The following is a 12035-nucleotide window of genomic DNA, read 5'->3' on the forward strand; positions in this document are numbered from 1 at the left end:
CTAAAAGTTCTACAGCCTATAAACGTTAGAGCCAGATATCGCCGTTTAGTTCCCCAATTAGTGGCCACTCTGATGAAATATCGGCGGTTATCTCAAGTAAGCATGAAATCGTAAGCTTTAGAGAAAACCGAAAAAACGACACCCCTTCCACATATACTCCTCCCCCCTCCAAAAAAAGGTTCATCGCGGATTATTGCGCCTGATTGCCGATCCGGCGTGCCCGCTGATTTGCTCGCATTGTGACGCCCAGGGGGCCAGCATCCATGAAGCTTGTTGCCGCCTCGTGCGTGACTTGCCGATGGCCGGCATGGCGGTATTTCTGCATGTACAGGTTAGCCGCCTGCGCTGTGCAAATTGCTGCCGTTGCTGTATCCAACGTATTAGCCGGCTGGACCGCCATGCGCGGGTAACGCGTCGCTCGGCCGAATTCGCGGCGCGCTGGAGCGAGCATACGGCGTTCGATCTGGAGGTGAAGCGCCATTGTCGGAAGGCCAAAGTTGTCTATGACCTGTTCCATGTCATCGCCAAATATGGCCGCGAGGTGATTGACCGGGTACGGGTGGATGCGGCGAACCGGCTGCGGCACGACAAGACCAGCAGTCCATATGTGAAGCGGGCAGGTTGGCTGTTGCTGCGCAGCCCAGCCAATGTGCCGGCGGAACAAGCGCCCAAACTTGCCGAGCTATTAGCAGCAAACCAAGCTTTGATGGCAGTCCACGTGATGAGGGCGAGCTTGAGGAACTCTGGCAGCCGACGGCTCCACGGTGCTGGCGCGCGTGGCAGAACATGGCATTGAGCAGTGCCATTGAGCCACTGGTCCGCTTTGCCAAACGCCTTAAATTGTACTGGAGGGGCATCCTCCCCCGCATGCGCTGGCCCATGCATATCGGGCAGCTCGAAGGTATCAATAACCGTATCAAGGTTATGAAGTGCATGGCCTATGGGTATCGCGACTCTGATTTCTTCTTCCTGAAGATCAAAGCCGCGTTTCCCGGTAATCCGCGATGAACCTTTTTTTTAACGATCAACCGTATCCTGTGATGAAAAAAATACTTCAGCTCGTAGGGTGCCTGGCGCTGTCGGTGGCGGTGACCGCCGCCGCGGCGGAACAGGTCACCGTCCAGCATCGCCGCCGGCGCCGCCGGTCCCACCTTCGACCGGCATATCTTCGGCCGGTTCGCCGAGCATTTGGGCCACGGCGTGTATGGCGGCGTCCGGGTCGGCGGCGATTCCACCATCCCCAACACGCGCGGCATCCGCAACGATGTGGTGGCGGCGCTTCAGCCGCGACTACAATCCGCATCAGCAGATGCGGCAGATCGCGGTCGGGCCGGACGGCGCCAAGACCGAGTACACCGAGACCATCATGCGCGCCTGGAAGAACAAGGTGTGGAGCTGGAACATCGACGGTTTGTCGCTGCACTCGAACACGCTGAACGGCTGGCCGCCGTCGGTCAAGGCCACCCGCTTCGGCGAAGCGGAGTATGCCCGCTTCATCCAGCAGACGCTGGGCATGGATGGACTGATCCGCAAGCATGCGGCCATCATGGACCGCTACGATCCGCAGAAGAAGGTGGCGCTGGTGGTCGATGAATGGGGCTAGTGGCTGGCGCCGACGCCGGGCACCGATCCGGGCTTCCCGATGCAGCAGAATTCGCAGCGCGACGCCATCGTCGCCGCGCTCAACCTGAACATCTTCGCGCGCCGCGCGGCGCGGGTGCGGATGGCCAACATCGCGCAGATGATCAACGTGCTGCAGGCGATGATCCGACCGACCAGGAGAAGATGGTGCTGACGCCGACCTATCACGTGTTCCGCATGTATCTGCCGTTCCAGGACGCGACGCTGGTGCCGGCCAGCTTCAGCGCCGGCACCTACCGCCACGGCAAGCACGCGATGCCGCGCGTGGATGCGATGGCGGCGCGCGACGCCAGCGGCAAGTTGTGGGTCGCGCTGACCAACATCGACTACAACCTTCCGTTGGAGATCGCGCTGGCGGTCAAGGGTGGGGCGGTGAGCGAGGTGTCGGGCCAGGTGTTGTCCGCGCCGCGTGCCGACAGCGTCAACACCTTCGCCGCGCCGGACGTGGTGACGCCGGCCGCGCTGGACGTCAAGCTGGTGCGCGGCAAGCCGGTGCTGACGCTGGCGCCGCGCCCGTTGGCGGTGATCGCCGTGAGCCAATAAGGCTGGTGGGCGAGGTGGTGTTCTGACTTCCATCCTTAGAAAAGGATCATCGCTGATCGGCGGGTATGTGCTGCCGGGCACGGCGCTTGCGTTGCGCGCCGCGCGGCAGACATCGGCCAGCAGCCAGGTATCAGTTCCCGGCACGCGCAGGCACACGGCTTTCCAAGCGTTGCGGTTGCCACTACCAAACAGATTTGCGAAGCACGACGGCGAGATGGCATGCTCGCCATATTTTGATTTCCGCCCCGGCCACCACGGCGAAATACTGCTGGCGGCCGACAGCCGCCGCCGCTGGTGCCGTTCCCGACGATGTGATTGGCGTAGCCTCAACTCTCCCAGTATCCCCGCCGCAAGGCTTTCATCACCGCGTGGGTGCGGTCGCGGGCGTCGAGTTTCATCAAGATCGTTTTCATGTGGGCCTTGATGGTGTCCTCGCGCAAGCCGAGTTCGATGCCCACGCGCTGGTTCGACCTGCCGCCGGCGACCAGCCGCAGCACTTCGATTTCCCGCTTGCTCAGCGAGTCGGACTGGAAGCTGCGGGCCAGGCTGCAGGCCACCTGCGGCGGCAACTCGCGCTTGCCGGCATGAATGGCGATGATGTAGTCGCTCAGATCGGTGCGGGCCAGGTTCTTGAGGATGTAGCCGCTGGCGCCCGCCTGCAGGCTGCGGGTCACCTGCACATCGCCGTCGAAGGTCGACAGAATGATGATCAGCGCCTGCGGATCGAGATGGCGTATGGCCTTGGTCGCCTCGATGCCGTTGACGCCGGGCATTTGCAGATCCATCAGCGTGACGCTGGGCCGGCGCTGCTGGAACAGTTCCACGGCGGCGGCGCCGTCGTTCGCCTCGGCCACCACGCAGAAGCGCGGATCGGACGCCAGCACGGCGGCGATTCCGCTGCGCAGCAGGGGGTGATCGTCGGCGATCATCACGCTAATCGGCAGGTCTCTTTTCATATCGTCCCATCCTTTCCCCGCAACTTTACCATTCGCCGCCCGGGCCGGCATCACTCTATGGGGTGTAACCCGAAAGTGCATTGTTGCCCGATATTTTGTGCGGAATAATGATCTCCGCACAATCATGTGCGGACTGTAAGGTATCTCGTCAGGAGCAGGCCATGGATCAGATTCACCTAATGAATGTGTTTGTCAGTGTCGGCGAGGGCAAGAGCTTTGCGGCGGCCGCGCGCCGGCTCGATCTGTCCCCGGCGGCCGTCACCCGCGCCATCTCGGGGCTGGAGGATCAGCTGGGCGTGGAATTACTGTTGCGCACGACCCGCAACGTCCGGCTGACCGAGGCCGGCACCCGCTACCTCGACGACTGCCGCGGCATCCTGGCCAGCATCGCCGACGCGAACGAGGCCGCCGCCGCCGTCAACTCCGAGCTGAAGGGGAATTTGTCGGTGGCGGCGTCCGACGCGTTCGGCAAGGACTTCATCATGCCGTGCATCGTCAAATTCCTCAACCGCTATCCGGAAGTGGAGGTGTCGGCGTATTTCCTGGACCGGGTGGTGAATCTGGTGGAGGAGGGGATGGATGTGGCGGTGCGCATCGGCCACCAGCCGGACTCCAGCCTGAAGGCGCTCAGGGTGGGGCAGGTGCGGCCGGTGTTGTGCGCCTCGCCCGGCTACCTGGCGCGGAACGGCCTGCCGCTGCACCCGGCGGACTTGCTGCGGCACACGATGATCGCGGCCAGCGGCGTGTCGCCGCGTGTCGAGTGGAAGTTCGGCGCGCAGGATGATCCCACCGTGGTGCGCATCAAGCCGCGCCTGACCATCACCAGCAGCGAGGCGGCGATCGACGCGGCGGTGGCCGGCCTGGGGATATGCCGGCTGCTGTCATGCCAGGTGGGCAACGAGGTCGGCGACGGCCGCCTCCAGCTCATCCTGGCGAATTACGAAGAGGCGCCGCTGCCGGTGTACGTGCTGCACCGGGGGAACAAGTTCGGCGCATCCAAGGTGCGCAAATTCATCGACCTGCTGGTCGAGCACCTGCGCACGCATGCCTCGCTCAACGCCGGCCAGGCCATGCAAGAGCGCAAGCATGAATTGATCTGCGCGTGAGCCCTAGGCCAGGGCCTCGAAGTAAGCCAGGTTATTGTTGAGCGTCAGCTCCATCGTCGTGCCCTTGCCGCTCTTGCCGCTGATGCTCAATCGGGCGCCGATGCGCAGGGCGCGCTCGCGCAGGCCGATGATGCCCCAGTGCTGCGCCTTGATGCGGTCCGCCACTTCGGCGTCGTCGATGCCGCGTCCGTTGTCGACCACGCGCAGCACCAGCACGGCGCTGCCGTAGTCCAGGCTGACCATGACCGCGCTGGCCTGCGCGTGCTGGAAGGCGTTGTGCATCGCCTCCTGGCCGATCGCGCACATATCCTCCAGGATGCTCGGCTCCAGCGCGTGGCGCTTGCCGCTCACCGCCAGCGTGAAGGCGGTGCCGGTGTAGATGGCCGACAGCATCTCGCCGGTGCGGGTCAGGCATTGCTCGATATCGGGACCGTTGCGCAGCTGTTGCACCTGGCGCCGCCCCTCATCGATCGCATGGTCGGCGTTCTGCAGGATTTTCTCCAGCCGCTCGCGCGGCTCGCTGCCTCCCGGCAGCTTGAGCGCGACATGGTGCACATGCAGAATCAGCGCCTGCACCGTTTGCAGGATGGTGTCGTGCAAGGTGCGCGCGATGCGTTCCCGTTCGTCCTGGCGCACCTGCAACTGGTGCGAGATGGCGTCGGTGGCGTTCTTCAGCCGGTATTTATACACGCTGTACAGGACCAGCAGGCCGGCGCCGACGCAGGCCAGCTTGAACCACCAGGTTTGCGTCACGGTGGGGGCGACCTCCAGTTCCATCGCGGCGACGGCGTCGCTGACGATGCCGTCTTCGTTCACCGCGCGCGCCTGGAACACGTAGCGGCCGGGCTCGATGTTGTTGTAGTAGGCGGCGCGGCGCGTGCCGGCGTCCTGCCATTGCTGGTCGACGCCCTGCAATTGGTACTGGAAGCGAATCGCCTCCGGCTTGCGCAATCCCGGCGCCGTGTACTGGATATTGAAGTTGCGCGAATCCGGCGGCAACAGCAGCCGGCCGCCGGCGGGATGGCTGCCGGCGTCCGTGTTCACGCGCAGCAGCCGCACCGTGGGCTTGACCGTATTGGGCCGCAGCGCCTTGGTGTCCAGCCGCACCGTGCCGCCGGTGGCGCGGAACCATAGTTGGCCGTTGCCGGCGTTGAACACCGAGGGCAGGCGGTTGACGATCGCGGCCCGGCCCGGATAGCCTTCCAGCGCGTCGATCACCTCGTACACCAGCGGCGTGGACGGCTGGCGCACCGACGCTTCCCACGCATCGCGGCGGATGTGCACCACGCCGCGCGCGCCGTTGAGCCAGCGGTCGCCTTCCGGCGTGATCGCCATGCCGGTCACGTTGCGCAGGACTTCCGCATCATGCGGCGCCAGCGCTTCGAATTTCTGGCCGCGCAGCACGGCGATGCCGCGGTCGCCGCCGATCACCATCTGCGGCCCGGGGAAGATGCCCGATTCCTGGCCCACCATGCCGATGTCGTAGCGGGTCAGCTTGTCGTTGTCGTACAGGCTGAGGAAACCGTCGCTGTGGCTCAGCCACATCTGTCCGGTGCCGCCCGCCGCCGTCATATTGATGCGCTTGGGCAGCTTGAACGCCGAGCGCGGCTTCCACTCGCCGTTGACCCGGCCCATCAGGCCGGTCTGGGCCGAGGCCATCCACAGCACCTTGCCGTCGTCGGTGATGCCGAGCACGTGCAGGTCGGCCGGCTTGCCGCCCGGCGCGGGCAGGGGAATGCGGCTGGAGCGGCCCTGGTAAATCCGTTCGATGTCGCGTTTTCCCGCCAGCAGCAAGGCGCCGTCGCGGTCGGTGATGAGCGCGCTGACGTCGCGCCGGGGATCGGCCACCGCCGTGCCGTCCTCCGCGAGATGCCAGAGCCGGTTGTGCTCCTCTTCGCGCATCCACAGCCGGCCTTCGCTGTCCTTGACCATGGTGGAGATCACCGAGGGCGCGGCCAGCGGCAAGGGCAGCAGCTTGTTTTCGCGGAAGCGGTCCAGGCCGGACGCGGTCATCACCCAGATATTGCCTTCGCGGTCTTCCATGACTTCCGTGGTCGGCATGGCGCTCAGCTGCCAGCTTTGATCCAGGCGGTCGGTCGCCAGCCCGGCGACGTTGATCGGCTGGCTGGGCAAGTCGCCGGCGCGCGCGATGCGGCACAGGCCGCGCGGACAATGCGGCGCCCAGAAATTGCCGTCGCGGTCGAATTGTCCGGAGGAGCGGGATTGCAGGTGGTTGAACTCCGGCGAACGCGGCAGGGCGGCGCCGGCCGCCGGCGCCGCCACCGGATACAGCGTGCCGTCGGCGCTGGTCCAGATGCGGCCGTCCGGGGACTGGATCAGCGGCCCGCGCTTGCCGCGATCCGGCATCCGCATCAATTTCCCGCTGTTGCGGTCGTAGCGGTACAACCCTTGCCCGTCGGCGTACCAGACCCGGTCGTACTGGTCGACCAGCACCTGGGAGGCCAGCGTTGCCCAGTCCGGGCTGCTGCCGATGTTTTCCCACTGGCCCTTGCGGTGGCGGAACAGCCCCTTCATGCTGACCGCCCAGATCGCACCCTCGCGGTCGGCCATCATGCCGCTGAAGTTGCCCATGCGGTAGGTGTCTTCATTGCCGGCCAGTTCGGTGGTGCTGCCGTCGGGATGCAGCGCGATCAGGCCGTCCCACACGAAGGCGATCAGCAGATCGCCGTTGGCCAGCGCGCTCAGGGAATTGATGCGGCTGGACTTGAGCGGCACGCGTTCGAAGCTGATGCCGTCGAAACGGTACAAGCCGTCGGTGGTGCCGAGCCACAGCCAGCCGTCGACGGTCTGCGCCATGCAGCGGACGTCGGAGGGGATGCCGTCCTTCTCGCTCCAGCTGGCGTGGTTGAGATTGCCGAGCTTGATGGCCGGATTCAGCGCCAGCGCGCATTGGCACCATAGCGTCAGCACCAGTCCAACCGTCAGCCTTCTCAAACGCTTGGACATGTACCGGTCCTCTGTGATCAAAAAGCTATTTTACTTCACCTCCTCAAGCGTTGTTGATGAATCCCTCGACGTTATCGGTGCGTATCGCTTGTTCCAGCAGCTTCGTCACTTTGATGTTGGCGAGCGAGACATTCTTCACGGGCATGTCCTTCTCCGCCTTGATGCGGCAGACGAAGGCCGCCTCGCCGATCTCGATATTGCTGACATGCAGACCCTCGATCGGCGTCAGGCGGCGTTCGTAGGTCGGCACCAGGTCGCGCCACTGGTAGAGCACATCGGTCTCGACGCTGAGCGCGCCGCCGGCGATCCGGGTGGCGCTGACGTTGGAGACGAAGATGTTCTTGACGTAGCCGCCGCGCCGCTCGTTGGTCTTGACGAACAGGATGTTGTTGATTTCGCTGCGCCGGGTGGAGTTCTCCTGATCGAAATGGCAGTTGTCGACGAAGACGTTTTCCACGCCGCCCGACAGCTCGCTGCCGATCGCCATCAGCTGATGGCCGTTCTTGATCCGGCAGTTGCGCATGACGATATTCCGCGAAGGCATGCCGATGCGCCAGGCATCCTGGTCGCGTCCGGACTTGACCGAGATCGCATCGTCGCCCTGGTCGAAGACGCAGTCCTCGATCAACACGTTCTGGCTCATCTCCGGATCGACGCCGTCGTTGTTGTGGCCGTTCGCCGTGATCTTGACGCGGCGGATGACGACGTCGCGGCACAGATACGGATGCAGCACCCAGAACGGGCTGTCGACGATGCTGATGTCTTCGATCAGCACATTGCGGCAGCGGTTGAACTGCACGAACTGCGGCCGCAGGTTCGCGTTGTCGCCGACCATCCGGCGCTCGCCCACCGGAACGCTTTTGGCGGCCATGTGATACAGGCGCACCAGCGCGTCCATGTGCGGCTTGGGACGCGCGTACCAGATTTTCCAGACGTCGAGCTTGGCGGTCAGCGTGCCCTCGCCGGTGAGCGCCACGTTGTCGCAGTCGTAGGCGTACACCAGTGGCGAGTAGTTGTAGCACTCCAGACCCTCCCAGCTGGTGAAGACCGCCGGCAGATACTCTTCAGGGCGCTCGGAAAACAGCAAGGTCGCGCCGCGCGCGACATGCAGGTTGACGTTGCTCTTCAAATGTATTTTGCCGGTCAGCCAGACCCCGGCCGGGACCACCACGATGCCGGCCCCGGCCTGATTGGCGGCCGCGATCGCCTGCGCGATCGCCGCGCTGGTCTTGCGCAGGTCGCCCTGCACGGCGCCGAAGTCGGTGATGAGGAAGCTCGGGCTGGACGAGAAATCCGGCACGTCGATGCCGGGCATGTCGAAAGGCGCCGTGGCGCGGACCCGTTTGTAGCTCAGTTTGTTCGCCGCAGGCGCCCGCAGCGGCGCGCAGCCGACCAGCAGCGGCGCCGCCAAACCGGCCAGCACGGCCTTTCTGCGGGAGAGGGAGATGGTAGCCATGGATTTTTTCCTGTGTCACATGTAAAAAAAGAGTCCGATGCGCGGCACCGGACTCAAACAAGAACGCAGGCGCTGGAGGCGCATGCGTTCCGCCTGGAGGGAGACTCCGCCAGGTCAAAACAATTTTTTGAGGCCGAGGAAGAAGCTGCGGCCGTACAGTTCATAGACGCCCGGCGCCGTGCCCACGCCCCAGGTCGTGGAGCCGGAGCCGAGGATAGGCGGGGCCTTGTCGAACATATTGTTGACGCCGCCGTGGATTTCGATCTGCTGCGGCAGGTTCAGCGCGAACGACAGGTCGAAGTATTGCTGCGCCTTGATCTTGGCCGCGCTGATGTCCGCCGGGTTCGGCGCCGTGGCGCCCTGGCGCAGCGGGATCAGATAAGTGTCGCGCATGACTTCGCCGGTGTAGCGGTCATGCAGCGACAGGGTCAGCGGGCCGGTGCGCCAGCTGATGCGCGCCACGCCTTTCCATTTCGGCGCCGGCGCGCCGCAGATGGTGCCGAACGCGCCGACGCAGTAGTTCTTCAGGTTCGGCAGATCCTGCACCGGGGTGAAGGTGTATTCGCGGGTGTAGCTCCAGTTGGTGCCCAGGTCGACGCGGCTGGCGCCGCCCAACGGCGCATAGCCGACGTTGAGGGAGTAGGCCGCGTTCAGGTCGACGCCGGAAGTCTTGATGCCGCCGGTGTTGGCCAGGAATTGGTCGACATAGGCGCTGCCGCCGGTCAATGCGCCGGTGATCGGATCGCGGTGGATCGCTTTGCAATACGCGCTGCCGGCGTCGGCGAACACCTTGTAGCACAGGTCGAACACGTTCTGCAGATTGCCGCCGAAGGCCGCGACCGCGCCGTCCAGCTTGATCTTGTAGAAGTCGGCGCTGAAGGCCAGGTTGGGGATGCTCTGCGGCGTATACACCAGGCCCACCGTGGTGGTGTCGGCGGTTTCCGCCGACAGCTTGGGATTGCCGCCGGTGAGCGTGGCGATCTGCGGATTCGGCTGCACGCCGGAGCTGAACACTGCGCCGGCCGGCACGCCGGTGGCGACGCACAGCGCGCGGATCGCCGGGGTCTGGGCCGAGGAGGCGACGCGGCTGGAGCACGGATCGTTCAGCACCGGGGTGGACGGATTCTGCGCGCCGTAGAGTTCGCCGATATTCGGCGCGCGGATCGCTTTCTGCACCTGGGTGCGGATCGTGAAGTCGCGTACCGGCTGCCATTGCAGGCCCACCGAATGGGTCCACACGGCGCCGATGCCGGACAGGCTGTAGTCGGAATAGCGGGCCGCGCCGTTCAAGGCCAGCTGCTTGACGAACGGCAGGTCCTTCAGCAGCGGCACGCGGACCTCGGCGAACAGCTCCTTGACGTTGGTGCTGCCCGCGACCGGCAGGATGATGCCCTGGCCGGAGACGTCGCCGCTGGCGTTGAGCGCGTCGGGCGTCAGCACGATTTTATTCGAGCGCCATTCGAAGCCGGTGTTGAAGTCGACCGGGCCGGCCGGCAGCTCGAAGGCCGAGCCGCTGATATTGCCCGCCGCGACCTGCTGCTCGTTGGTCGAGGTGTTGGTCGAAGTCACCGTCACCGCCTGCAACGCGGCCGCCGACAGCGTGTTGGGACCGAACGGATTCAGCACCGGCGCGGCGCCGCCGACGGACAGCATGGCGTTTTGCCAGCGGCTCAGCGAGAAGTTGCCCGTTTGGGTTTCGTTTTGCGTGGTGCGGGCGTAGGAGTAATACACGTCGTAGCTGAGGCTGTCGAACAGGTCGCCGCGCACGCCGAGCACGGTGCGGAAGGCGTTGCGCTCCAGTACCGAGGCGCGCGGGCCGGCTTCGAGCGCGCGGCGGTTGATGCCGAGGATCGCCAGTCCGTCGCCGGGCGTGGTGGAGTAGGACGAGGTGCCCTGCTTGAAGCTGGTGGTGCCGGTTTCGGCCAGGTCCATCTGGCGCAGCACTTCCTGGTCGGCGGCGGACAGGTAGGGATTGTTGGTGTTGACCAGCACGTTGTTGGCCATGCCGCCCGGGGCGATCGCGATCTCGGCACGGTTGTTGGAGAAGTGGGTTTCGATGTAACCGGTGGCGCGCTCGTTGAATTTATAGTTGACGAAGCTGTTGGCCATCACGCGCCGCAACGGCGTTTGCATGAAGTTGGCCGGCGTATTGTTGTAGCGGTCGGCGGGGTCGAGCGCCGCGCGCGCCGCGTTGCTGCCCGGGTCGAAGGTGGTGCCGAAGCTGGTCATGTTGCGCAAGCCGGCCGCCGCCAGGGCCGCGTTCAGTCCCGGCGTCGATTGCGCCGAGCCGTAGGTCGGGATGTTGAAGAAACGGCCGGCGGCGGTGGAGGCGGAATTCGACGCCACGAAGCCGGCGCGGCCGCCGGCGCTGGAACAGGTCTGGCCGGCCGGCACCGCCAGCGGCACGCCGGCGGCGCTGTTGCTGAACGACGCCGGGGTGACGCAACCGTCGGCCAGGCCGGTGGCGGCCCACGGGAATTGGCCGCGGGTGATCGCGCCCCGGTTGTAATAGTCGAGCGAGACCACCGCGTTGCCCCGGTCGTCGGCGAAGTTGCTGCCCATGGTCAGCGTGGCCTGGTTGGCCGAGGTCCTGGTCTGCTGGTCGCGCTTGGTTTCCGAGGTGATCTCGACGCCCTTGAAGTCGTTGCGCATGATGAAGTTGACCACGCCCGCCACCGCGTCCGATCCATACACGGCGGACGAGCCGCCGGTCACGATCTCGACCCGCTTGATCAGCGCGGCCGGAATGGTGTTCAGGTCGGTCAGCGAGTCGGTGCCGGTCACGGTGTAGCGGCGGCCGTTGACCAGCGTCAGGTTGCGCTGCTCGCCCAGGCCGCGCATATTGAGCGCGGAGACGCCCAGGTTGCCGCCGTTGCCGGCGGCGTTGTAGGTGTTGCCGACGAATTGGGGACTCTGCACCAGCAGCGTCTCCACCGTCTGCGCGCCGGACAGCTTCAAATCCTGCGCATCCACCACCGACACCGGCGACGGCGCCTGGTAGCCGCGATTGACCAGGCGCGAGCCGGTGACGATCACTTTCGTGCCTTCATCCGTCGGCGCCGCGCCGGCGGCCGGGGCGTCGGCATTGGTGATGACGGGTTGTTCGGCGGTCTGGGCAAACGCCGTGCCGATCGACAGCGCCATCGCGGTGAGCCCCACGCCCGTTGCGAGGCTGATCGCCCGCAGGGTTTTCATTTCAGTCATGCTAATCTCCATTTGTAATTTTTTTGGCAACACGGGCAAGCTCCCCGTTATGGATAAGATGATTCGCCGGTTTTTTTCCTAGGCGTAAAATCAGCGGTCGGCGCAATCGATCACCGATCTGATCGTTTGGAATTTATTTTGTCTGCGGCCGTAGGAAATTCG

At 64.9% G+C, this 12035-nt stretch carries 10 protein-coding genes; 6 read left to right on the top strand and 4 right to left on the bottom strand.

What is annotated here, in order from left to right; all coding sequences use genetic code 11:
• Positions 1 to 193: 193 nt before the first annotated feature.
• The 5 genes from GW587_RS18295 (at position 194) to GW587_RS31045 (ending at position 2184) form a co-directional block, all read left to right on the top strand.
• The gene (locus GW587_RS18295) at positions 194 to 796 is read left to right on the top strand and encodes a transposase (RefSeq protein ID WP_166105840.1); all 603 of its coding nucleotides are present in this window, start codon (positions 194 to 196) and stop codon (positions 794 to 796) included.
• The gene (locus GW587_RS31875; protein ID WP_371875614.1) at positions 787 to 1008 is read left to right on the top strand and encodes a transposase; all 222 of its coding nucleotides are present in this window, start codon (positions 787 to 789) and stop codon (positions 1006 to 1008) included. The genes GW587_RS18295 and GW587_RS31875 overlap by 10 nt, the downstream gene beginning before the upstream one ends.
• A 196-nt stretch (positions 1009 to 1204) precedes the next feature.
• Positions 1205 to 1603, top strand: a complete 399-nt coding sequence (locus tag GW587_RS31035; protein ID WP_207393550.1) for a hypothetical protein — start codon at positions 1205 to 1207, stop codon at positions 1601 to 1603.
• A gap of 3 nt (positions 1604 to 1606) precedes the next feature.
• Positions 1607 to 1795, top strand: a complete 189-nt coding sequence (locus tag GW587_RS31660; protein WP_371875622.1) for an alpha-L-arabinofuranosidase C-terminal domain-containing protein — start codon at positions 1607 to 1609, stop codon at positions 1793 to 1795.
• Positions 1786 to 2184, top strand: coding sequence for an alpha-L-arabinofuranosidase C-terminal domain-containing protein (locus GW587_RS31045; protein WP_207393552.1), 399 nt, complete (start codon positions 1786 to 1788; stop codon positions 2182 to 2184). Before GW587_RS31660 ends, GW587_RS31045 begins: the two co-directional genes overlap by 10 nt.
• 326 nt (positions 2185 to 2510) lie before the next feature.
• On the opposite strand, the gene GW587_RS18310 is transcribed toward GW587_RS31045, so the two are convergent.
• Complete coding sequence (locus tag GW587_RS18310) at positions 2511 to 3140, bottom strand: response regulator (protein ID WP_229259528.1); 630 nt, start codon at positions 3138 to 3140, stop codon at positions 2511 to 2513.
• A gap of 161 nt (positions 3141 to 3301) precedes the next feature.
• Between GW587_RS18310 and GW587_RS18315 the strand changes: the two genes are divergently transcribed.
• A complete protein-coding gene (locus GW587_RS18315) occupies positions 3302 to 4246 on the top strand; it encodes a LysR family transcriptional regulator (RefSeq protein WP_166105844.1) in 945 nt (314 codons plus the stop codon).
• A gap of 3 nt (positions 4247 to 4249) precedes the next feature.
• Here GW587_RS18315 and GW587_RS18320 read toward each other — a convergent pair whose 3' ends face one another.
• The 3 genes from GW587_RS18320 to GW587_RS18330 all read right to left on the bottom strand — a co-directional run bounded on the left by GW587_RS18320 (position 4250) and on the right by GW587_RS18330 (position 11873).
• Positions 4250 to 7213, bottom strand: coding sequence for a sensor histidine kinase (locus GW587_RS18320; protein ID WP_166105846.1), 2964 nt, complete (start codon positions 7211 to 7213; stop codon positions 4250 to 4252).
• 43 nt (positions 7214 to 7256) lie between these two features.
• Positions 7257 to 8669 carry a glycoside hydrolase family 28 protein gene (locus GW587_RS18325; RefSeq protein ID WP_166105848.1) on the bottom strand — a complete coding sequence of 471 codons (1413 nt, stop codon included), beginning with the start codon at positions 8667 to 8669 and terminating at the stop codon, positions 7257 to 7259.
• A 114-nt stretch (positions 8670 to 8783) separates the two neighbouring features.
• Complete coding sequence (locus GW587_RS18330) at positions 8784 to 11873, bottom strand: TonB-dependent receptor domain-containing protein (RefSeq protein WP_166105850.1); 3090 nt, start codon at positions 11871 to 11873, stop codon at positions 8784 to 8786.
• Positions 11874 to 12035: the final 162 nt, after the last annotated feature.

The organism is Duganella aceris, assembly GCF_011090165.1.
In the GTDB taxonomy this organism is placed as follows: domain Bacteria; phylum Pseudomonadota; class Gammaproteobacteria; order Burkholderiales; family Burkholderiaceae_D; genus Rugamonas; species Rugamonas aceris.